The sequence below is a fragment of the Cryobacterium psychrophilum genome (genome assembly GCF_004365915.1).
GTDB lineage: Bacteria > Actinomycetota > Actinomycetes > Actinomycetales > Microbacteriaceae > Cryobacterium > Cryobacterium psychrophilum.
In genome coordinates, this window is sequence record NZ_SODI01000001.1 from 88,194 (window position 1) to 110,319 (window position 22,126).

The 22,126-nt window shown below is 63.7% G+C and carries 17 protein-coding genes; 8 read left to right on the forward strand and 9 right to left on the reverse strand.

The window, feature by feature from the left end:
• Positions 1-48 precede the first annotated feature (48 nt).
• Positions 49-1,473, reverse strand: a complete 1,425-nt coding sequence (gene glnA, locus EDD25_RS00440; protein ID WP_134171526.1) for a type I glutamate--ammonia ligase — start codon at positions 1,471-1,473, stop codon at positions 49-51.
• A gap of 146 nt (positions 1,474-1,619) precedes the next feature.
• Between glnA and EDD25_RS00445 the strand changes: the two genes are divergently transcribed.
• Entirely contained in the window at positions 1,620-2,048 is a 429-nt protein-coding gene (locus tag EDD25_RS00445; RefSeq protein WP_134171527.1) for an RDD family protein, read from the forward strand.
• Between the two features lie 80 nt (positions 2,049-2,128).
• Here EDD25_RS00445 and EDD25_RS00450 read toward each other — a convergent pair whose 3' ends face one another.
• The 3 genes from EDD25_RS00450 to lipB are packed head-to-tail and all read right to left on the reverse strand — an operon-like array spanning position 2,129 to position 4,533.
• Complete coding sequence (locus EDD25_RS00450; protein WP_134171528.1) at positions 2,129-2,836, reverse strand: DUF4191 domain-containing protein; 708 nt, start codon at positions 2,834-2,836, stop codon at positions 2,129-2,131.
• 48 nt (positions 2,837-2,884) lie between these two features.
• Complete coding sequence (gene lipA, locus EDD25_RS00455) at positions 2,885-3,871, reverse strand: lipoyl synthase (RefSeq protein ID WP_134171529.1); 987 nt, start codon at positions 3,869-3,871, stop codon at positions 2,885-2,887.
• On the reverse strand, positions 3,868-4,533 hold the full coding sequence (gene lipB / locus EDD25_RS00460) for a lipoyl(octanoyl) transferase LipB (protein WP_134171530.1): 666 nt from the start codon (positions 4,531-4,533) through the stop codon (positions 3,868-3,870). Before lipB ends, lipA begins: the two co-directional genes overlap by 4 nt.
• 213 nt (positions 4,534-4,746) lie before the next feature.
• Here lipB and EDD25_RS00465 point away from each other — a divergent pair, with 213 nt between their 5' ends.
• On the forward strand, positions 4,747-6,462 hold the full coding sequence (locus EDD25_RS00465) for a protein kinase domain-containing protein (protein ID WP_166671151.1): 1,716 nt from the start codon (positions 4,747-4,749) through the stop codon (positions 6,460-6,462).
• A gap of 14 nt (positions 6,463-6,476) precedes the next feature.
• On the opposite strand, the gene EDD25_RS00470 is transcribed toward EDD25_RS00465, so the two are convergent.
• From EDD25_RS00470 to EDD25_RS00480, 3 genes are all read right to left on the reverse strand, one after another.
• Entirely contained in the window at positions 6,477-7,985 is a 1,509-nt protein-coding gene (locus EDD25_RS00470) for a 2-oxo acid dehydrogenase subunit E2 (protein WP_134171532.1), read from the reverse strand.
• Positions 7,986-8,057: 72 nt separating this feature from the next.
• Positions 8,058-9,431 carry a dihydrolipoyl dehydrogenase gene (gene lpdA / locus EDD25_RS00475; protein ID WP_134171533.1) on the reverse strand — a complete coding sequence of 458 codons (1,374 nt, stop codon included), beginning with the start codon at positions 9,429-9,431 and terminating at the stop codon, positions 8,058-8,060.
• A gap of 97 nt (positions 9,432-9,528) precedes the next feature.
• Positions 9,529-10,992, reverse strand: a complete 1,464-nt coding sequence (locus tag EDD25_RS00480) for a leucyl aminopeptidase (RefSeq protein WP_134171534.1) — start codon at positions 10,990-10,992, stop codon at positions 9,529-9,531.
• A 97-nt stretch (positions 10,993-11,089) separates the two neighbouring features.
• Here EDD25_RS00480 and EDD25_RS00485 point away from each other — a divergent pair, with 97 nt between their 5' ends.
• From EDD25_RS00485 to EDD25_RS00505, 5 genes are all read left to right on the forward strand, one after another.
• Positions 11,090-12,013 carry a proteasome assembly chaperone family protein gene (locus EDD25_RS00485; protein ID WP_134171535.1) on the forward strand — a complete coding sequence of 308 codons (924 nt, stop codon included), beginning with the start codon at positions 11,090-11,092 and terminating at the stop codon, positions 12,011-12,013.
• Positions 12,014-12,066: 53 nt separating this feature from the next.
• The gene (locus tag EDD25_RS00490) at positions 12,067-13,401 is read left to right on the forward strand and encodes an MFS transporter (RefSeq protein WP_134171536.1); all 1,335 of its coding nucleotides are present in this window, start codon (positions 12,067-12,069) and stop codon (positions 13,399-13,401) included.
• A 191-nt stretch (positions 13,402-13,592) separates the two neighbouring features.
• Complete coding sequence (locus EDD25_RS00495) at positions 13,593-14,924, forward strand: RNA polymerase sigma factor (protein WP_134171537.1); 1,332 nt, start codon at positions 13,593-13,595, stop codon at positions 14,922-14,924.
• A gap of 8 nt (positions 14,925-14,932) precedes the next feature.
• Positions 14,933-16,228, forward strand: coding sequence for a MurT ligase domain-containing protein (locus EDD25_RS00500; protein ID WP_134171538.1), 1,296 nt, complete (start codon positions 14,933-14,935; stop codon positions 16,226-16,228).
• On the forward strand, positions 16,225-16,953 hold the full coding sequence (locus EDD25_RS00505) for a type 1 glutamine amidotransferase (protein WP_134171539.1): 729 nt from the start codon (positions 16,225-16,227) through the stop codon (positions 16,951-16,953). Before EDD25_RS00500 ends, EDD25_RS00505 begins: the two co-directional genes overlap by 4 nt.
• Before the next feature lie 88 nt (positions 16,954-17,041).
• On the opposite strand, the gene EDD25_RS00510 is transcribed toward EDD25_RS00505, so the two are convergent.
• A complete protein-coding gene (locus EDD25_RS00510; RefSeq protein ID WP_134171540.1) occupies positions 17,042-17,278 on the reverse strand; it encodes a DUF7455 domain-containing protein in 237 nt (78 codons plus the stop codon).
• A gap of 160 nt (positions 17,279-17,438) precedes the next feature.
• Here EDD25_RS00510 and EDD25_RS00515 point away from each other — a divergent pair, with 160 nt between their 5' ends.
• The gene (locus EDD25_RS00515) at positions 17,439-19,517 is read left to right on the forward strand and encodes a DNA gyrase/topoisomerase IV subunit B (RefSeq protein WP_134171541.1); all 2,079 of its coding nucleotides are present in this window, start codon (positions 17,439-17,441) and stop codon (positions 19,515-19,517) included.
• Positions 19,518-19,559: 42 nt separating this feature from the next.
• On the opposite strand, the gene EDD25_RS00520 is transcribed toward EDD25_RS00515, so the two are convergent.
• Complete coding sequence (locus EDD25_RS00520) at positions 19,560-22,052, reverse strand: DNA gyrase/topoisomerase IV subunit A (protein WP_134171542.1); 2,493 nt, start codon at positions 22,050-22,052, stop codon at positions 19,560-19,562.
• Positions 22,053-22,126: the final 74 nt, after the last annotated feature.

The window sequence follows — 22,126 nt, forward strand, 5'->3', positions numbered from 1 at the left end:
AGGAAGGACCGCACCCGAGGGTGCGGTCCTTCCTGTTTGCGGCGGGGCTTAGACGCCGTAGTACAGTTCGAATTCGAACGGGTGCGGGCGCTGAGAGAGAGGCTTGATCTCGTTCTCGCGCTTGTACTCGATCCAGGTCTCGATGAGCTCCGGGGTGAACACGTTTCCGGCGAGCAGGAAGTCGTGGTCGGCTTCGAGGGCCTGAAGGGCCCCTTCGAGAGACGCGGGAACCTGGGGTATGTTCTTGGCTTCCTCGGGGGGGAGCTCGTAGAGGTCCTTGTCGACGGGCTCGTGCGGCTCGATGCGGTTCTTGATTCCGTCCAGGCCGGCCATGAGCTGAGCGGCGAAGGCGAGGTACGGGTTTCCGGAGGCATCGGGTGCGCGGAACTCAAGGCGCTTGGCCTTCGGGTTCGTGCCCGTGATCGGGATTCGGATCGAGGCGGAGCGGTTGCCGGCGGAGTAAACCAGGTTGACCGGAGCCTCGAAGCCAGGAACCAGGCGGTGATACGAGTTGACCGTGGGGTTGGTGAAGGCGAGCACGGCGGGGGCATGCTTGAGCAGGCCTCCGATGTACCAGCGTGCCAGGTCGGAGAGCCCGCCGTAGCCGGCCTCATCGTAGAACAGCGGCTTGCCCTCGGCCCACAGGGACTGGTGTGTGTGCATGCCGGAGCCGTTGTCGCCAAAGAGCGGCTTGGGCATGAACGTGGCAGTCTTGCCCCAGTCGTGTGCCGTGTTCTTGACGATGTACTTGAACTTCAGCAGGTCGTCGGCGGCGTGAACCATCGTGTCGAACTTGTAGTTGATCTCGCCCTGGCCGCCGGTGCCCACCTCGTGGTGGCTGCGTTCGAGGATGAGGCCCGCGTCGATGAGCTTGAGGCAGATGTCGTCACGCATGTCGGCGTGCTGGTCGACGGGGCTGACCGGGAAGTAACCGCCCTTGAAGGGAGTCTTGTTGGCGAGGTTTCCGCCCTCTTCCTTTTTGCCCGAGTTCCAGGCGCCCTCGCTCGAGTCGACGGAGTAGTAGCTCGTGTGCTGGTTTACTTCGTAGCGCACGTCGTCGAAGATGTAGAACTCGGCCTCGGAGCCGAAGAATGCGGTGTCACCGATACCCGTCGAGGCCAGGTACTTCTCGGCCTTCTTGGCTACCTGGCGCGGGTCCTTGGAGTAGATCTCGCCATTGCGCGGGTTGTAGATGTCGAACAGCATGATGAGTGTGCGTTCGGTGCGGAAGGCGTCAATGTAAGCGGTGGACACATCGGGGATGAGCTGCATGTCGGATTCGTGGATCGACGCGAAACCGCGGATCGACGAACCATCAAACATCTGGCCGACAGTGAAGAATTCCTCATCAACGGTCGAAGCCGGGATGTTGAAGTGCTGCTGCACACCGGGCAGGTCGGTGAAACGGATGTCAAGGAACTTGACGTCCGTTTCCTTGATGAATTTGAGCACTTCTGACGAATCGCGGAACATACGGGTTTACTCCAAACGAAGTGGGCGTGGATCACGCAGTGTGCTGCACACTGCGGCTCCCTTGAGATTAGCGTCGCGGCATTACCTGAGGGTGACGCTTATGTTTCACACATGTTACAGGCGAGCACGCTCGATAGACTCATCAGGTGCCCGATTCTGACTCACGTTCCAGCCCCAACGGACCCCCAGCCCCGAGCGTTTGGCCCGGTGAACGCCTCGGGCTCCCTCGTACCGGTCGGGGCTCGATCGCTCGCCCAGGCAGGAGAATTGCGGGTGTTGCCATCGATTGGTCCCTCGCCGTGGGGGTGTCGATGGTCTTCTTCCAATACGACGCCGTGGCCAATTCCGTGATCTTCGTTCTGTTGCACGTGATCTTTGTTCCCACCATCGGCGGCAGCATCGGGCATCGCCTCGTGGGTTTGCGCGTGGTACCGGCGCAGGGTGGGTGGATCGGTCCGTGGCGCGGAATCGTGCGCGCTGTTCTTCTCGGTATCGTGCTTCCTGCCCTCGTCTGGGACTCTGACCAACGGGGTTTCCACGACAAGCTCGCCGGAACGGTATTGATCCGGGCGTAGCGGACGGAGCTGGCGACAACGAGAAAAGGAACGGGCACCTGATGCAATCAGGTGCCCGTTCCTTTCTTCACGGCGAGGATCTAACCGCGCTGAGGCCTGGCCTTCATGGGATCGACGCCCTTGGGGATGGGGAGCTTCGTGGTCATCGACGACAACCGGTTGTTTACCGCGAGGACTTCGGCCTTGGTGAGCGTCGGCTTGATGCGGGTCAGGCGACGGGCGAGCTTGTGCAGCGGTACGGCATCGGCGTCGGGGCCGACCGCGATGACGGTGACGGTGACACTGCCACCGATCTTTGCAACGCGGCGACGTTCGTCGTCGAGCATCCGCTGAGTTCGAGTCTTGGGACCCTCGCTGATGAGCACGACCCCGCCTCGTCCCACGGCGCGGTACACGGCGTCCTGCGTCTTGCCGTTGACCGCGACGGGCATTTCGCTCCCGACCCAGCCACGTTTGAGCGAGCTGCGGAGCACGGCGCCGACGGCGCCCGGCTGGCCCTCGATCTGGGAGTACGCCGCCTTCTCTGCGCGACGACCCAGAATGATGAGCATGATCAGCACGCCCGCGAGCACGCCCGAGACGGCCCAGAGAATGATCGTGAGTACGCTACCGGGTGACAGGATCAGGGCCAGAGCGACACTGATGAGAACCGGAACCAGGAAGCCCAGAATCATGATCCAGACGATATTGGAGTCGTAACGCCGAGTCATCTGGAACACCTGCCACATTTGCTTGATGCGGCCGGGCTTCTTGGGGGGTTTTGGAGTCTTGTCCTTGCTGCGTGCCATGAACCAAGACTACCCAGTCACCCGAATGTTTCGTGACCGATTTTGGGGTTAAACGGCTTGGGCGAAACCGAGCGAGGCATCCGCGAGCGCGCGGAGTTCTTCGGGGACCTCACGACCGGTCGCCTGCATCGACGTGGCCCACAGTCGTCCCGCGCGGTAGGAGGATCGCACGAGGGGGCCGGAGAGCACGCCGATAAAGCCGATGGCCTCGGCTTCTTCCCGCAGTTCCACGAATTCCTCGGGTCGCACCCAGCGAGCCACCGGCAGGTGCCGGGCGCTCGGTCGCAGGTACTGGGTGATGGTGATGATGTCGGTGCCGGCGTCGTGCAGGTCCTGCAGCGCCTGGGTGACCTCGGCACGTTCCTCGCCCATGCCGAGAATGAGGTTGGATTTCGTGATCATTCCGGCTGCGCGGCCCTGGGTGAGGACATCGAGGGAACGGTCGTAGCGGAACGCCGGCCGTACGCGCTTGAAAATGCGCGGGACGGTTTCGACGTTGTGTGCGAAGACCTCGGGTTTGGCGTCGAAGACCTGGCCGAGATGTTCCGGATTTCCGGAGAAGTCGGGCACGAGGATCTCCACGCCGGTGCCGGGACTCTGCTGGTGAATCTGCCTGATGGTTTCGGCGTAGAGCCAGGCGCCCTCGTCGGCGAGGTCGTCGCGTGCGACCCCGGTGACCGTGGCGTAGCGGAGGTTCATCGACACGACCGATTCGCCGACGCGACGCGGTTCGTCGGTGTCGTAGTCGGCTGGCTTGCCGGTATCGATCTGGCAGAAGTCGCACCGGCGCGTGCACTGCGAACCACCAATGAGGAAGGTGGCTTCGCGGTCTTCCCAGCACTCGAAAATGTTCGGACAGCCGGCCTCCTGGCAGACCGTGTGCAGGCCTTCACTCTTGACGAGCTTCTGCAATTTGCGATACTCGGGGCCCATCTTGGCCACCGTCTTGATCCACTCGGGCTTGCGCTCAATGGGGGTCTCGGCGTTACGAATTTCGAGTCGCAGGAGTTTGCGTCCCTCGGGTGCGGCACTCATGCTGATACCTTCACGGTGTTGGGGAGACCGGAATATTGCAGGCCGGACTGGAGGAAATTGGCGGTGACGGAGGCGATAACGTCTCTCGGTTCGATGGCGCGGCCGAGCGCCAGTGACATGGTCGTGACGCCGGCATCCTTGATGCCGCACGCAATGATGTGTGTGAAGGGTTCGAGGGAATTGCTGCAGTTCAGGGCGAAACCGTGCATGGTCACCCCGTTGGAGACGCGGATGCCGATGGCCGCGATCTTTTCTTCCCGGCCGGCGGGCCCGACCCAGACCCCGGAGCGACCGTCAACGCGCACTCCGGTGATTCCGAAGTCAGTGAGAACGCCGATCAGGATCTGTTCGAGCTGACGCACATAGCCGACGACATCGATCGGTTCCGCGAGCTTGAGAATCGGGTAGCCGACGAGTTGGCCGGGGCCATGCCAGGTGATTTTGCCGCCGCGATCGACATCGATGACCGGCGTATCGTCCACCGGCCGTTCTTCGGGCAACGTACGTTTGCCCGCGGTATACACGGCGGGGTGCTCAAGGAGCAGGACGGTGTCCGTCTTCTCTCCGGAAGCAACGGAACGGTGGACTGCGCGTTGGAGCTCAAGGCCCTCAACATACGGCACGGAGTTGGCGCTTAGCCCCGCGACGACAAAGTCGAGCATACGGGAAGTCTAGCCCAGCGTGTCGCTGTCCGGCGCAGCGGGGCCGTCCCTCCACAGCGTGTCGTTGCGTGTATTACGCACCCGGCGTACGGACGCGCGTGCGGAGAAGCGCCCGGCGGGGGAGTCTGGTGTTGGGACCGCAAGACGACCGAGAGAGGACCTGCTGTGATGAGAGCTCCTGGGCGCGGTGGCCGTATGATCCCTGCTCGCGCCGTGACCCGGACGCCCCTGGTACAGGCCCCGCCCGTCCCGGAGTCGGTGCGAAACACATCCGACCTCGCGGGATACCGCGTCGTTCGCCGACTCGCTTCGGGAGAACATTCCGATGTCTACCTCGGGTATTCAGCGACGCCGGGGATGGCGCCGGTGGCGCTCAAGGTATTCAGGCCGGAAGCGGATACCGAATCCATTGAACGCGAGATTCGGGTGCTCTGCTCTGCCCCGGACAACCGTTTGGTCAGACTCATCGATGTGGCGTCGCTGCCGGACGAGCGGGTCTGCTTGGTTCAAGAGCGCCTCGAAGGCCGTACCCTCGGCCGGATTCTCCTGGACCGCGGCACCATCTCGGCCGGCGAAGCCGTAACGCTTCTCGCACCGGTGATTGTTGCGGTGGCTGGCCTGCATGAGTCGGGCCTCGGACACGACGCCATTGGTCCGGCGGCGATCCTGCTGCACCCCTCAGGGCGCCCGTTGCTCGCCGGACTGAGTTCGTTGCGTGAACTGCCCGACGCTCCCACCATGCGACTTCGGGCGCTCCGTGAGGACTACTCGCGGGTCGTGAGCCTCCTCCGGGACGTGTTTGCTCATCTGGATGCCGCTGCCGCGTCCAACGGCGCGACACGCGAGGCCGCGCTGCTCGTGGACAGGTTTGAGAGCCTCATCTCGCGTACGCCCTTTCGCCCCTGCCTGCCCGAGCTCGAACGTCAGCTCTTTGAATGGGCGCCAGCGGCGCCCGTTCTGCTCGGCGCTCCCGAATTCGGGGGCACTCAAACAGTGCCGATCACGCTGAGGCGCGATCCCGAGGCCATCGGGGAATACCCCGTGACCCAGCGCACGGGGCGTCATCGTGAAAACGCGTCTGCGCGCCCGCGCGCCACGAAACGGCGTGACCACGTGACACACCGCGGTGCCCCGTCCAGTGACCGACCCGGGGAAGTCACAGTTCCTCCCGGACGAGGAACGTCCCTCGGGTTCCCGGCGGATGCACTGGCGCTCGGCCAAACGTTGAGCGGCTCGGCCTGGCAGCTGCTTGAGAGTCATCCAGGTGAGCGACTTCGGGCACGCGTGGGTTCCGCGGTTCGATTGCGGCGGCGGCCGGTGCTGGTCGCCGTGCTCGTTGGCGCGTCGGCAGTCGTGCTTGCGTTGAGCCTGCTTCCGCCTGGTGGCGAGCCCAGTCGCGGCCAGGAGCCTCTGAGCGCCGGTCTGAGCGATAGCCAGAGCGATAGCCAGAGCAACGGTCAGACCGCGGCTGCCTCTTCATCGCCGTCACTTGCCTCGGACACACCCGCGGCGCCCGGAAGCCCGGCGCCGAGGGCTGGTCCGGAGAGTGAGAACCCCGTTGCGCTTACCGGGGACGATCCGGTGCTCGCCGTATCAGGGCTCCTGGACGCCCGGGCGGAATGCTTGGCCCAGGCTTCCATTATCTGTCTCGATGCGGTCGATCAGTCTGGGTCTACCGCCTTGGCCGCGGACAGCTACGCGGTGCGTATGCGCCAGGAGGGAGGCGCGGCTGTGAGGGAACCGGACTACACGTCTCTGGCGGCTTCTCTGGTGGAGCGCACGGGAAATGTGGCTCTCGTCGCGCTTACGGCGTCAGGTTCTGATCCGACAGGGGGTGATTCGACGGGAGCGTTAAACAGCAAACCGGCCTCGGTCCTTGTAGTCAAGGGCGAGGCCGGTTGGCGGTTACGCGAGATACTTACGTACTAAGCAGTGCTAAACCCTCAAATGCCGAGGTTGCCCTCGAACGCGCCGGCTTCGAGACGGGCCTTCATCGTGGTGAGGAAGAGCGCCGCATTCGCACCGTCGATGATGCGGTGGTCGTAGGAGAGCGCGAGGTACACACTCGACCGGATTGCAATCGAGTCGAGACCGTCGTTGGTGACAACGAGCGGTTTCTTGTACACAATTCCCGTGCCGAGGATGGCGCTCTGCGGCATGAATACGACGGGCGTGTCGAAGAGGGCGCCACGAGAACCGGTGTTGGTCAACGTGAATGTTCCGCCGGACAGCTCGTCGGGCTTGAGCTTGTTGTCACGGGTGCGTGTGGCGAGGTCTGCAATCTGAGCGGCGAAGCCGGCCAGATCCAGATCCCCCGCGTTGCGCACGACGGGTGTCAACAGTCCACGTTCCGTGTCCACGGCAATGCTCATGTTTTCCTGCGCCGGGTACACGATCGTGTCGCCCTCGATCGTCGCGTTGACGATCGGCACGGCCTTGAGAGCCTCGGCTGACGCCAATGCGAAGAAGGGCAGGAAAGACAGCTTGTTGCCCGTCTTGGCATGGAAGTCAGCCTTGACACGGTCGCGAAGCATGGCGACGCGAGTCACGTCCACCTCAATCACGGTCGTGAGCTGAGCGGATGTCTGCATCGAAATGACGGCGCGCTCGGCAATGACCTTGCGAAGTCGAGACATCGGCTGCGTGGTTCCGCGTAGCGGCGAGACCTCGACAACGGGAGCGGCCGAGGCAGGAGCAACGGCAGAGGAGGCCGCGGCGATGTCCTGCTTGCGGATGCGCCCGCCGACTCCGGTGCCGCTGATCGTGGACAGGTCCACGCCAGCCTCGTTCGCGAGCTTGCGTACGATCGGGGTGACGTAGCCGCTGGTCCCGGCGTGGGAGCCACGAGCCGTGGGCGCTGCCACGGGTGGCGCCACCGCTGCGGGAGCCGCTGCCGGTGCAGCACCAGGTGCAGCTGCCGGTACCGGTGCGGGAGGTGAGACGGCAGCAGGTGCTGCTGCCGGCGCCTCGGCTGCCGGTACCGCAGCAGGCTCGGCCGCAGCAGGTTCGGCCGCAGCAGGTTCGGCCGCAGCGGGCTCGGCCGCGACGGGTTCGGCCGCGACGGGCTCGGCCGCAGCGGGCTCGGCCGCGACGGGCTCGGCCGCAGCGGGCTCGGCCGCGACGGGCTCGGCCGCGACGGGCTCGGCCGCGACGGGCTCGGCCGCGACGGGCTCGGCCGCAGCAGGCTCAGGTGCCGCTTCGGCAGCCGGTGCGGATCCGTCACCAATTCTGACGAGCGGGGTGCCCACCTCGACGGTCTCGTCTTCCTGAACCAGAATTTCTTCGATCACGCCGGCAATGGGCGACGGAATTTCCGTGTCCACTTTGTCGGTCGATACCTCGAGCAGTGGCTCGTCGACCTCCACGCGGTCGCCCACGTTCTTGAGCCAGCGGGTGACCGTTCCCTCTGTAACACTCTCACCGAGTGCTGGGAGGCTGACGGATTCGCTCATGCGCATGTCTCCTTCAAAACCATTTGATTATTCATAAGATACTGAGTTTCTGTGTAGCAGCCGGGATGCCGGCTACATGGCGTGCAGAGGCTTGCCGGCGAGAGCCAGGAAGGCCTCTCCGAGTGCCTCGTTCTGAGTGGGGTGCGCGTGCAGCAGAGGAGCAATGTCCTCGGGGTACGCTTCCCAGTTGACAATGAGCTGGCCTTCACCGATGAGTTCACCGACGCGAGCGCCGATCATGTGCACACCAACGACGGGACCGTCCTTGACCCGGACAATCTTGACCGAACCGCTGGTGCCGAGGATAGAACTCTTTCCGTTGCCACCGAGGTTGTACTCGTAGGTGGCGATATCGTCCTTGCCGAACTTCTCCGCGGCCTTGGCCTCTGAGTAGCCAACGGAGGCAATCTCCGGGTCGCAGTAGGTGACCTTGGGGATATTGATGTCTTCCACGATGATCGGGTTCAATCCGGCGATCTCTTCCGCAACGAAGATTCCGTGCTGGAAACCACGGTGCGCGAGCTGGAGGCCGGGGACGATGTCACCCACGGCGTAAACGCCGGGAATGTTGGTTGCCAGACGCTCGTCAGTGATGACGAAACCACGGTCGACGGTGACGCCGACCTCTTCGAAGCCGAGACCGGCGGTTGCAGCGCCGCGGCCCACGGCCACGAGCAGGATGTCCGCTTCAATCGTCGTGCCGTTTTCGAGGGTGACGACAACGCCCGAATCGTTCTGCGTGACGCTCTGGAAGCGCACGCCGAGGGAATGCTCGATGCCACGCTTGCGGAATGCGCGCTCCAGCTGCTTGGAGATGGATTCTTCCTCCATCGGGGCGAGGTGCGGGAGTGCCTCAATGATGGTGACGTCGGATCCGAAGGACTTCCACACGCTCGCGAATTCGACGCCGATGACGCCGCCACCGAGCACAGCGACCTTCTTGGGGACGTAGTCGAGCTCGAGGGCCTGCTCGCTCGTGATGACGCGGCCGCCGATTTCGAGACCGGGAAGCGAGCGAGAGTAAGAACCCGTCGCCAGAATGATGTTCTTGCCCACGATCATGTCATCACCGACCTGAACGGTCGTGGGGGAGACCAGACGGCCCTCACCCTGGATGAACGTGATGCCGCGAGCCTTGATGAGGCCCTGGAGTCCCTTGTACTTGCTCGCGACGATTCCTTCGCGGAACGCCGTGACGGCCGCGATGTCAATTCCGTCGAACGTGGACTTGACCCCGTACTTGGCGCCCTCACGGCTGACGTCGGCGACCTCCGCCGAGTGCAGGAGAGCCTTCGTGGGGATGCAGCCAACGTGAAGGCAGGTGCCGCCGAGCTTGTTCTTCTCGATCAGACCAACGGTGAATCCCAGCTGCACGGCACGCAGTGCTGCTGCATACCCACCGCTTCCGCCACCAAGAACAACAATGTCAAAGTTTTGTTCGGACACTCAACTACTCCCTCGCGCACGACACCCTGCAGCTGCCAGCACGCATGAGCGGGCCAGTAGGCAACAACGGCAAGCTTTTCTTGCCCCTATGACTGTACTACGGGCGCGAAAAATCCTCGGCCAGTCGAATCAAGGCTCGAACGGACACTCCGGTGGGTCCGACGCCGGTGAATCCCCAGGGGCTGCCTGAGTTCTGTGCCGGTCCGGCGATGTCCACATGGGCCCACGGAATGTTCGGCGCCACGAATTCCTTGAGGAAAACGCCGGCCAGGAGCATGCCCCCGGCGGTGCTCCCAATCTTGGCATTGGAGATGTCTGCGACGTCGGAGTTGAGCGTGGCGCGCAGTTCTGCGGGGAACGGCATCGGCCAGGCCGGCTCGCCAACGCTCTTGCTGGCGCTCAGCAGCTGGGCGACGAGGTCATTATCGCCCATTGCGGCGTAGTAGCGGTTCCCGAGGGCGACGACGGCCGCGCCGGTCAAGGTCGCCACGTCCACGATCGCATCGGGCGCTTCCTCGCCCGCCGCGACGATGCCGTCGGCGAGCACGAGGCGACCCTCGGCATCCGTGTTCAACACTTCCACCGTGCGGCCGCCCCGCATGCGCAGTACGTCGTTGGGGCGGATCGCCGATCCCGATGGCATGTTTTCGGCGATGCACATCCAGGCGGTGATACGCACAGGCAGGTTGAGTCGGGCCGCGGTGGCTGCAACAGCGAGAACGGTGGCCGCGCCTGTCATGTCGTATTTCATGCCGACCATGGATGCTGGCGGCTTGAGGGAGAGTCCGCCGGTGTCAAACGTGATTCCCTTACCCACGAGGGCGAGGTGCTTCGTGGCGGACTCCGGCGCGTAGCTGAGCTTGACGAGGCGGGGAGGCCTGGTTGATCCTTGACCGACCCCGGCGATGCCTCCGAAGCCCTCGGCGACGAGCTGCTCTTCGTCCCATACCGTCACGTCGATGGGCAGTCCAGCCACGGCGTCAACGGCCTGTGCGGCGAGCGAGGCCGGATAGAGGTCAAGCGGGGGCATATTGACGAGATCCTTGACCAGGCTGATCGCTTCGCCGATCGCCTCCGCACGGCTGACCGCGCTCGGCGCCTCAACCTCGGTGTGCACCGTCAGTCGAAGCGCCGGCAACTTCGTGGCGGCGAGCGAGCTGTGTCGATAATCCGTGTACGAATAGCCGCCGAGAGCAGCTCCCTCGAGGACAGCTTCAACTTCAAGGGCGGTCTGCACGGGGATCGCGAAGGCGAGCGTGTTCACGCCAGTGAGCTGTCGCACGGCTGACCCGGCCGCATGGCGCAGCGAATCCGCCGTGACCTTCCGCCCGAGTCCCACGATCGCGATGCTGCGCATCGTTCCGACGAGGGCCGCTACGCGCACGACCTCGTCGGGGGCGCCTGTCACGGCCAGTGCCGCCAGCTGCTCGGAAATGAACTCGAGGGAGGGATCAGCGAGCAAGGTGGGAGTGCCATCGGTCTGCACGGCGGCTACGACGACTATGTCGGAATCTGAGTCAAGAGCGGGCTGGCTGGACACGAAAAGGCGGGGAACTGTCATGAACCGATCGTACGTCCCGTTGAACTGTTCGCTCTAGGCACCACATATCCGAACCGGAATCGAGTCGTTGCGGCAAGGGGCGGAATAGAGTTAACACATGCGGGATCCTTCTGAACTGTACAAGCTGACCGCCGACGCCGAGGGCGTACCCGATGGTTTGAACCTCGTGGCGGGGCTGACCGGCTTCGCCGACGCTGGTGGAGCCGTGTCGCAATTCAACGAGTATCTCTTGGGCACGCTCGAACACACCGTGATTGCGGAATTCGATCCCGACGAGCTGCTCGACTACCGCGCTCGTCGGCCAATCATCTACTTCGACAAAGATCACCTCACCGACTACCAGCCGCCGGCGCTGCGGTTGTATCTCTCCCACGACGAAATCGGCCAGCCCTTCCTGCTGCTGGCCGGATTTGAGCCGGACTTCCGATGGGAACAATTCACCGCGGCAGTCCTGCAACTCGCTCAGCGTTTCTCGGTGACGTCTACGACCTGGGTCCATGCGATTCCCATGCCGGTCCCGCACACACGTCGAATCGGGGTGACCGTCAGCGGCAATCGCTCTGATCTCATTGGCAGCATGTCCGTGTGGCGTCCGCACACCCAGGTTGCGGCCAACGTTTTGCACCTGGTGGAATTCCGCCTGCAAGAAATAGGAGCCTCAACCGTGGGGTACGTGCTGCTCATTCCGCATTACCTCTCGGACACGGAATTCCCGTCGGCGGCCCTCGCCGCTCTGGAGAGCACGAGCGCCGCGACGGGACTGATTTTTCCGACCGATCGGCTGCGGGAGACCGATCGTGAATTCGTGGCGCGCATCGACGACCAGGTGCGCGATAACCCGGAACTCGGTAAGCTGGTTGGCACCCTTGAAGAGCGTTACGACGCGTACATGGAGGGGAACCCCCTACGTTCCCCCCTGACGGACGAGGAGGGCGAACTGCCGACGGCCGACGAAATTGCCGCCGAGCTGGAAAATTTCCTGGCGATCCGGCGCAGCAAGGACGACGGTCCGCTGAACTGATCGCCGGGGAGCCCGGTTCGTCCCGGGCAACGAGCCGCAGGTAGATTGGGCAAGTGAACTCCCGTCGATCCTGGTTAGTCTTTTACATCGGCTCGTTCGCGTACCTTTCCGCGGTCCTGCAACGCACGTCACTCGGTATTGCGGGGGTGTCAGCGGCGGAACGATTCGGCGGTTCGGCCGCCGTGCTCTCGAGTCTCGCGGTCGTTCAGCTGATCGTCTACGCCTCGGCCCAGATCCCCGTCGGTGTCATGGTCGACCGCTTTGGTCCCCGTGTGCTCATGGTGGGCGGAACCGCGCTCATGGCTGCCGGCCAGCTCACGCTCGCCTTTGCCCCCAACATCACGATCGCCGTCATCGGGCGAATTCTTGTCGGTGCGGGCGACGCGACGATCTTCATCTCGATGATTCGTTTGATCAGTTTGTGGTTCTCCGGCCGCAGAGTTCCGCTCCTGTCCCAATGGATGGGAAACATCGGGCAATTGGGCCAGGTGCTCTCAGCGGTTCCGCTCGCCTGGCTGCTGCACATTTGGGGCTGGACACCCGCCTTCGTGTCCGCAGCTTCCGTAGCCGTTCTTGCGCTGATCGTGCTGCTCGTGTTCGTGCGGGATCGACCGGTCGGCGCCCAGGAACACCCCCGGGCAAACGGCTGGAGGGAAGCGCTCGTGCAACTGCGGCACAGCTTCAGGCGACCAGGGACCCAACTGGGGTTCTGGTCCCACTACGTGACCCAGTCGTCCGGGAATATTTTCACCCTGCTGTGGGGTTTTCCCTTCATGGTCTACGGGCTCGGCTACGACCCAGCACGAGCGGCGGCGATGCTCACGATCCTGGTCGGTGCCGGATTGGTATTCGGGCCGGTGCTGGGCGTCCTGACCGCGCGGCATCCCTTGCGTCGCAGCAACATCGTGCTCGGAATCGTGACGGCGATCGGCATTGCCTGGGCCGTCGTGATCCTGTGGCCCGGCACGCCGCCCGTCGCGGTCGTTGTCGGACTCCTGATTGTGCTCGGAGTCGGTGGCCCCGGGTCGCTCATCGGATTTGACTTCGCCCGCACATTCAACCCGCAGCGAAACCTGGGTTCGGCCAACGGCGTCGTCAATGTCGGCGGCTTCACGGCAAGCTTCACGACCATGTTTCTGATCGGTGTGCTGCTCGACCTGCAGGACAGGTGGCGCGTGGCCGGGGGAGCCCCGAGCGATCTGTACTCGCTCGACTCCTTCAAGGTGGCGTTTGCGGTGCAGTACCTGGTCGTCGGTATCGGAGTCGTCTTCCTTCTTCGAGCGCGGTCGCGCACGAGAAGCCAGCTGTCGCGCGATGAAGGAATAGAAGTGGCCCCGGTGTGGGTTGCACTATCCAGAGCATGGAAGCGGCGTAAAGGGAGAGAGTAGTCGACACCTTGGCTTGCCGTCCAGACAAACCGTGCAATAATTAATAACAGGACCCGTTCTGGTCTTGGGAGTTCCGGCGAAATGCCGGCACGGTTGTCCCGGGACTTGACATGGGTCCTAGTACTGCCCGAAATCCCCGGAACTGTGGGGATGTTGGCACGTGCGCATAACTCGGCATGAGAGGTGTTCGAATGGCAACCCCCGTAAAGACTGAGGCGACCGAAGCGGTCCCAGCGGCGGACACTGCGGCTGCGGTTCCTGCGGCTGCGGACAGTGCGCCAGCGAAGGTCGTCAAGCCAAAGACGGCGACGGCTAAGACTGCTGCGGCCAAAACCGCTGCGGCCAAGACTGCTGCGGCCAAGACCGCCGCCGCGAAGCTCTCTGCAGCGGCTGGCCCCGCTGCCGAAAAGGCCCCACCACGCAAGCGTGCCGCCGCAAAGAAGGTTGGGGTCAAAGAAGAAGACGTGCCCGACCAGGTGCCTGTCGAAGACGACGACGAAGACTCGAAGCGCGCCGCACCGACCGAGCCGCTGCCCAAGGGTGCCCTCGTGCTGTCCCTCGTCGACGACGAAGATGAAGTACCGGTCTACTCAAGCGCCATCACCGGTGCCACCGCAGACCCGGTCAAGGATTACCTGAAGCAGATCGGTAAGGTCGCCCTGCTCAACGCGGCCGAAGAAGTCGAGCTGGCGATGCGAATCGAAGCTGGCCTCTTCGCCGAAGACAAGCTCGCGGAGATGACCGACGCCGAGCGGAGGGCGGCCTTGGGCCGCGAACTCCAGTGGGTGGCCAAAGACGGCGCCCGCGCGAAGAGCCACCTTCTTGGTGCGAACCTTCGACTGGTCGTCTCCCTCGCCAAGCGCTACACGGGTCGTGGAATGCAGTTCCTCGACCTCATCCAGGAGGGCAACCTGGGTCTGATTCGTGCCGTCGAAAAGTTCGACTACACGAAGGGCTTTAAGTTCTCCACCTACGCAACCTGGTGGATTCGCCAGGCGATCACCCGCGCCATGGCCGATCAGGCTCGCACGATTCGTATCCCCGTCCACATGGTCGAGGTCATCAACAAGCTCGCGCGTGTTCAGCGTCAGATGCTTCAGGATCTGGGTCGCGAACCGACACCGGAAGAGTTGAGTCGCGAACTTGACATGACGCCGGAAAAGGTCGTCGAGGTACAGAAGTACGGTCGCGAACCCATCTCCCTTCACACTCCGCTGGGTGAAGACGGTGACAGCGAATTCGGTGACCTCATCGAGGACACGGAGGCCGTTGTTCCGGCCGATGCCGTGGGCTTCACGATGTTGCAGAAGCAGCTGGAGAGCCTGCTCGATTCCCTGTCCGAGCGTGAGGCTGGAGTCATCCGCATGCGTTTCGGGCTGGGCGACGGCATGCCCAAGACCCTCGACCAGATCGGTGACACCTTCGACGTCACGCGTGAGCGGATCCGGCAGATTGAGTCGAAAACAATGGCCAAGCTCCGTCACCCGTCCCGGTCGCAGTCACTACGCGACTACCTCGAGTAGACGTGCCGGTGCGTTATGTCCCGGCGATCCTCGTTGGCAGGATCGTCCGGACGCTCGCGCGTTGGCGCAAGCCGGGCGGAGGCTCGGCAATCCCCGGGCTGGTTGTCAACCGGGTGGCCCCAGCCTTCCTGACGACGACCCTCAACGGATTTCCCCAGGGGCTCGTCGTCGTGACGGGTTCGAGCGGTAAATCGACCACCACGAAAATGCTCGTGGCGATCTTGCGCGCGCACGGAACGAGCGTGTTCACCAACTCGTCCACAGCCAACATCAGTCAGGGCCTGACGTCTGCGCTGCTCGAACAGGTCAGTCTGACCGGACGCATGAGCGACGACATCGGCGTACTCGAAATGGACGAGGGCCACGGAGCGCTCATCGCCGGAGGACTGACACCACGTGTTGTGGCGCTGACCAACGTGATGGTCGATCAAATCGACCGTTTCCACGACTCCGAAATGGTTGCGGCGCTTCTCGCCAAGATCGCGGCCCGTGCCACCCAAAGCGTTGTGCTCAACGCCGACGACCAATTCCTCGTCGAGGTGGGTGCCGGGCTCGGGGCGACGGTGTCCGTCGCGACCTATGGCGTCAGCACCGATGTGCTGGCAGCCAACCCGCGCGGTCTGGGTTACGCCCGAACGGCCGGGGAACGGTTGAAAGCCGGTACGGGCACACTAGTGACTCGGGTGGCCGGTCGTGTCGCGGACCTTTCGCTGCCTGTTGCGCCGTCTCAATCGCAGGAGCCGGCCACGACGGTGACGATAGATCTTCCGGCGCGCGGAACGCACTATGCCGTTGACGCGGCCACCGCGTTGGCCACGGCTCAGGCAGCCCTCGGTGACCAATTTGACTCCGCGACGGCGGCCGCAGCACTGTCCACGATTCCGGCAGTGTTTGGTCGCGGCGAGATTGTGACCGTACGCGGGCAGCAGGTCGAATTCGTGCTCGTGCAGAATCCGGCGAGTTTTCAACTCAACGTCGATGCCCTCGAACCGCACACGGAGCAGATCCTCATTGCCATCGGTTCGGATGTTCGGGATCCCTCGTACTTCTGGCCGGTGGATACGTCCGGCCTGGAACACGTGCTCTTCGCGTCCGGGTCAAAGGCTCACGAGATTGCACTGCAACTGGCCTACGACGATGTGCGGGTCGACCGGATCGAACCGGATGTCCCCACGGCGCTTGACGCCTTCCTCGCGTTACCCGCTCCCGAACATGGACTCAAGACGATCATCTTCTCGGCCGACGGCATGCGCCGCACTCGCGTCCACCTCGGCCTGGAAACGAACGACGAGGAGCAGTCATGACGCGTCAGCTCACTATCATCTCCGTGCTTCCCGATCTGCTGAACACCAATGGGGACGCCGCGAATGCCCGGGTCCTGGCGCAGCGGGCCCGGTGGAGCGGCCATGAGGCATCCGTTGTTGAGGTGCGGTCCAGGGCCGATCTTCCTGAATCTGTTGACGCCATCGTGATCGGCTCCGGGGCGGACGCCGAGCTTGTCGGTGCCCGTGACATCTTGCTCACCATGGTCGACGAGCTTCGAGCGTGGACGACGGCAGGTGTTCCCCTTCTCGCGGTCGGAACGGGTTGGGAGCTGTTGAGCTGGGGGATTGAGCTGCACAGCGGCACCGTGGTTGAGGGGCTCGGTCTCGTCGCGGGCAGGGCCGTTCCCCGCGTTGTTCGGGCCACGGACGATATCGTCGTCACGAGTAAGCACGGTCGTCTCGTCGGATTTGAAAACCATGCGCGTGACTACGTCGGCGCAGAGGCGTCGCCCCTCGGACGAGTTCTTTCCGGCACCGGCAACGGAAACGGCGGTGAGGGACTGGTTATGGGCGATCTCATCGGGACGCATCTCCATGGCCCCGTGCTTGCCCGAAACCCTGGCCTGGCCGACCATATGCTCCGAGCTGCGTTCGGCCGGGTGGGTGAGGTCTACGAATCAGGGGAGCGCACCGCACCTGTCGACGCCATGGCGCACGCCGTTCGCGATCAGATTGCGACCCGCCTGTCGCTCTCTGGCGAGTAGCTGCCACAAACGTCGCTCTGAAACGAGAAACGGCCCGGGAATCGTCTCAGACGAATTCCCGGGCCGTTGTGCGACGCGCGTCGGTTTGCTATGAGCGCTGATCTTCGAGCAGTCGGCTCGATTCGTCGTGCCAGCTCTCGGCAATCGCCGACAACTTCTCCTGATGCTTACGACCGTGGTGAGCGCAGAACAGCAATTCGCTGTTGTTCACGACGACTCGAATGTACGCCTGGGCGCCACAAGCGTCGCAGCGGTCTGCCGCGGTCAGCTGGTGGGGGGTGCCCTGCTGCTCTGCTGCACCATGTTCGGTGGCGATCTTAGACATGTGTTCCTCCTCCAGACAAAAAACCTTATTGCCTCTTGATCAATGTTTACACGCCGAGGCTTCGTTATCGAGCACAATACGGGCTATTTCGCTGGGGGCGTACCGCGCGGCGGGGGGTGTCGATTCCCGGGGGCACCGCTCGGGCCGGTAATCTGGGTTAGTGAGTTCTGATTATTCTGCGCGCCATCTGTCCGTCCTCGAGGGGCTCGAAGCGGTGCGCAAGCGGCCGGGAATGTACATCGGGTCAACGGACTCACGAGGCCTTATGCACTGCCTCTGGGAAATCATCGACAATTCCGTCGACGAGGCCCTGGGCGGGCACGGCAGCAGCATCAAGATTGAACTTCATCCCGATGAGAGCGTCGAGGTGCGCGACACGGCTCGTGGCATCCCCGTCGACATCGAGCCCAAGACCGGCCTGACCGGTGTCGAAGTGGTCTTCACGAAACTCCACGCCGGTGGAAAATTCGGCAGCGGGTCGTACGCCGCGTCGGGCGGACTCCACGGTGTTGGGGCATCCGTCGTCAACGCCCTGTCCGAACGGCTCGACGTCGAAGTCGACCGGGACGGCAAGACCTGGGCGATGTCCTTCCACCGGGGTGAACCAGGCGTGTTCGCCGATACCGGCGCCAAGAGCCCGGACGCGCCCTTCACCCCGTTCGAAGAGCAGAGTGTGCTGCGCGTGGTCGGCAAGGTCGCCAAGGGGGTCACCGGCACACGGGTGCGTTATTGGGCAGACCGCCAGATCTTCACGAAGGGCGCGGCCTTCCAGGCGGAAGAGGTTCTCAACCGAGCCCGCCAGACAGCGTTCCTCGTGCCGGGCCTGGCCATCGAGGTCGCCGATCGGCGCACCACCGAGGAGGTCGTCAACGCTTTCCAGTTCGACGGCGGCATCTCGGAGTTCGTCGACCATCTCGCCACAGACACACCGATCACGGACACCTGGCGCCTGACCGGCAACGGAACCTTCAAAGAGACGGTTCCCGTTCTCACCGAGAAGGGCGCCATGGTGCCCACGGAACTCGAACGCAACTGCCAAGTGGACATCGCGCTGCGCTGGGGAACCGGCTACGACACGACCGTGCAAAGCTTCGTGAACATCATCGCCACCCCGAAGGGGGGAACGCACCAGGCCGGATTCGACGCCGGGCTCTTGAAATTCCTCCGTGCCCAGGTGGAGCAGAACGCTCGCCGCCTGAAGGCAGGTTCTGACAAGCTTGAAAAGGACGATGTGATGGCCGGCCTGACCGCCGTGCTCACCGTTCGTCTCCCGGAGCCACAGTTCGAGGGCCAGACGAAGGAAGTACTCGGCACACCCGCCGTGCGTGCGATCGTGGCCGCAGTCGTCGCGAAGGCCATGAGCGAACGTTTCGTGTCACCCAAGCGTGACGACAAGGCACAGGCCGCCGTCGTGCTCGACAAGATTGTCGCCGAGATGAAGTCGCGCATCTCAGCGCGTGCGCATAAGGAGACCCAGCGGCGCAAGAATGCTCTCGAGAGTTCATCGCTTCCGGCGAAACTCGTGGACTGCCGCAGCAATGACGTGTCCACGAGTGAACTGTTCATCGTGGAGGGCGATTCGGCACTCGGCACGGCGAAACTTGCGCGCGACAGCGAGCACCAGGCGCTCCTTCCGATCCGAGGAAAAATTCTCAACGTGCAGAAGGCATCCGTCTCGGACATGCTGTCGAACACCGAGTGCGCCTCGATCATTCAGGTGATCGGAGCGGGTTCCGGCCGGAGCTTTGACCTCTCCGCGGCCCGGTACGGCAAGGTCATCATCATGAGTGATGCCGACGTGGATGGCGCACACATTCGTACGCTCCTGCTGACACTCTTCTTCCGCTACATGCGCCCGATGATTGCCGAGGGGCGCGTGTTCGCCGCTGTGCCGCCGCTGCACCGCGTCGTGGTGATGAACCCGGGAAGCAAGCCCAACGAAACGATCTACACCTACTCCGAGGTTGAGCTCTACGGCGTACTGAGCGCGCTCGAGAAGAAGGGCAAGCGCTATCAGGACCCCATCCAGCGCTACAAGGGGCTGGGTGAAATGGATGCCGATCAGCTCGCGACCACCACCATGGAACGCGCCCACCGAACGCTTCGCCGAGTACGCGTCAACGACGCGGATGCCGCGGCGAAGGTTTTCGAATTGCTGATGGGCAACGAAGTGGCACCGCGCAAGGAGTTCATCGTCGACAGCTCGGACAAGCTCAGTCGGGATCGGATCGACGTGTAACGTCTCCGGGTGGCCGGAGCCACCGGCCACCCGGACGGTTGCCTAGATTTCGCTGCCGATGGCTCCGATGATCGCGTCGAGCATCACACCGGCCGCGTCGCGGCGAGAGCCCGTCTCCGGAAGCGGGCGGGGTGTTCCCTCCGGAGAGGTGGCGCGGGCCGGTGCTGGGCCCACCCAGGCGACGGCGATGGCGTCTTCGCCCTTGAGGAAACGCTGGGAGCGCACCCCACCCGTCGCGCGTCCCTTCGCTGGATACTCGGTGAACTCAGAGACCTTGGCGCTGCCGGGGTCGGTGCCGGGAAGGGTCCGGCTTCCGGTGGCGACGGTTGCCACCACGGCGTTCGCAGCGTCCGTCGCAGCCAGGCTCGTGAAGAACACCACGGCGGCGCCGGGGGAGAGCTTAATACCGGCCATTCCGCCGGCTGCGCGGCCCTGTTGTCGAACGCCGGCGGCCGGGAAACGCAGCAGCTGCGCATCCGACGCAATAAAGACGAGTTCGTCGTCTTCAGTGCCCTGCGCCACACCGACGACCTCGTCCTTCGGCTTGAGGGTGATGATCTCAAAGTCTGGTTTGCTGGCCCAGTCGCCCGGAGTGAGCCGCTTCACGACACCCTGCCGCGTGCCGAGCGCGATGGCTCGATCGGAGTCGAGGGAGACCAGGGCGAGCACCCGCTCTCCTCGGCTGGAGAGCACAAGGTAGTCGTTGATACGAACGCCTGCGGCGAGCTGAATCGACGTCGGTGGCATGACGGGCAGGTCGACGGGGGAGAAGCGGATGAGTCGACCATGGTTGGTGACCGCCCCGATCTCCGTGCGACTCGTCGTTTCGAGCGACGACAGGATGGCATCGTGCTTGCTGCGGCGTGGCGGGGGTGTGATGCGCTGGGGAGCGGAGTCGTCCACCGCCACAAGGTCGACGCGTGCAATGCGGCCGGTGGCGCTGAGGAAGATGCGCGTCGGGATGTCCTGTACCTCAAGGACAGCCGCCTGACGTTTCGCTGCGGCCGCAGACATGCCCGCGATGCTGGGTTTGGCCTCGGTGAGTACTGTGCGGCGCGGGGTGCCGAACTTCTCGGCGACGGCGGCGAGCTCCGTGGACACGAGCGTGCGGATGGCGGCCTTGCTGGAGAGCAGTGCCTCAAGTTGGGCAATCTCGGCCAGGAGCTGGTCGCGCTCAGCCTCAAGCTCGATTTTCGAGAAGCGCGTGAGGCGACGCAGTCGCAGCTCGAGAATGTACTCGGCCTGCACCTGGCTGAGGTCGAAAACGTCGATGAGACGAGTCCTGGCCATGTCGGTGTCGTCACTGGCACGGATGACCTGAATGACCTCGTCGATATCGACAATGGCCACGAGGAGGCCTTCCACGAGGTGTAGGCGTTCCTTGCGTCGGGCGAGCCGGTAGGAGGAACGACGGGTCACCACTTCGATGCGGTGGTTCACGTAGACGAGTAGGAGTTCGCGCAGCCCCAGGGTCTGCGGCGTTCCCTCCACAAGGGCGACCGCGTTGATGTTGAACGAATCTTCGAGGGGCGTGTAGCGGTACAGCTGCTCGAGTACGGCATCCGGACTGAAACCGGTCTTGATCCCGATGACGAGGCGCAGCCCCTTGGTGCGGTCCGTGAGGTCGGTGACGTCAGAGATTCCGCTCAGCTTTTTGGAGTTGACCCCGTCCTTGATCTTCTCGATCACCTTTTCCGGTCCCACGAGATAGGGCAATTCCGTGACCACCAGACCGGTTTTTCGCGCGCTGATTGACTCCACGGCGACGCGGGCCCTGGTCTTGAAGCTGCCACGCCCGGTGAGGTACGCGTCCTTGATGCCGGCGAGCCCCACGATGGTGCCGCCGGTGGGTAGGTCTGGCCCCGGAATGAACTCCATCAGGTGCTCGAGTGAGGCCTCCGGGTAGGAGAGGAGGTGGCGCGCGGCACCGACGACCTCGATGAGGTTGTGCGGTGCCATGTTTGTGGCCATACCCACAGCGATACCGCTTGCGCCGTTGACCAGCAGATTGGGATACGCGGCCGGGAGCACATCGGGCTGGGTGAGCTGATTGTCATAGTTGGGCACAAAATTGACGACGTCTTCGTCGAGGTGCTCGGTCATCGCGAGGGCGGGGGCCGCAAGCCGGGCCTCTGTGTATCGGGGAGCCGCCGGCCCATCATCAAGAGAGCCAAAGTTTCCGTGGCCGTCGATGAGGGGAACGCGCAGGGAGAATGACTGCGCCATGCGCACGAGCGCGTCATAAATCGCCGTGTCACCATGCGGGTGCAGCTTGCCCATGACTTCGCCGACGACGCGGGCGGACTTGACATGGCCGCGGTCGGGGCGCAATCCCATCTCACTCATCTGGTACAGGATGCGACGCTGGACAGGCTTGAGCCCATCGCGCGCATCGGGGAGTGCCCGTGAGTAGATGACCGAGTAGGCGTACTCGAGGAAGGACCCCTGCATCTCGATCGATACGTCGACGTCTTCGATTCTCTCGGTGTCGATCGCGGTGCGGGCGGCGGGTGGGGTGCTGTCTGCGCGGCTCATTCGTGAATTCTGATTCAGTCGTGTCCGCCCCGAACGTAAATCCCGCCGGGGAGGCACTGGTTTCACGCACTATC

What these genes read in the sequence shown, in the direction of transcription:
- EDD25_RS00485 (WP_134171535.1), top strand. Translation starts at nt 11,090, where the DNA reads ATGCGGGATCCTTCTGAACTGTACAAGCTGACCGCCGACGCCGAGGGC.
- EDD25_RS00480 (WP_134171534.1), bottom strand. Translation starts at nt 10,992, where the DNA reads ATGACAGTTCCCCGCCTTTTCGTGTCCAGCCAGCCCGCTCTTGACTCA.
- EDD25_RS00505 (WP_134171539.1), top strand. Translation starts at nt 16,225, where the DNA reads ATGACGCGTCAGCTCACTATCATCTCCGTGCTTCCCGATCTGCTGAAC.
- lipA (WP_134171529.1), bottom strand. Translation starts at nt 3,871, where the DNA reads ATGAGTGCCGCACCCGAGGGACGCAAACTCCTGCGACTCGAAATTCGT.
- EDD25_RS00510 (WP_134171540.1), bottom strand. Translation starts at nt 17,278, where the DNA reads ATGTCTAAGATCGCCACCGAACATGGTGCAGCAGAGCAGCAGGGCACC.
- EDD25_RS00520 (WP_134171542.1), bottom strand. Translation starts at nt 22,052, where the DNA reads ATGAGCCGCGCAGACAGCACCCCACCCGCCGCCCGCACCGCGATCGAC.
- lipB (WP_134171530.1), bottom strand. Translation starts at nt 4,533, where the DNA reads ATGCTCGACTTTGTCGTCGCGGGGCTAAGCGCCAACTCCGTGCCGTAT.
- EDD25_RS00495 (WP_134171537.1), top strand. Translation starts at nt 13,593, where the DNA reads ATGGCAACCCCCGTAAAGACTGAGGCGACCGAAGCGGTCCCAGCGGCG.
- EDD25_RS00450 (WP_134171528.1), bottom strand. Translation starts at nt 2,836, where the DNA reads ATGGCACGCAGCAAGGACAAGACTCCAAAACCCCCCAAGAAGCCCGGC.
- glnA (WP_134171526.1), bottom strand. Translation starts at nt 1,473, where the DNA reads ATGTTCCGCGATTCGTCAGAAGTGCTCAAATTCATCAAGGAAACGGAC.
- EDD25_RS00470 (WP_134171532.1), bottom strand. Translation starts at nt 7,985, where the DNA reads ATGAGCGAATCCGTCAGCCTCCCAGCACTCGGTGAGAGTGTTACAGAG.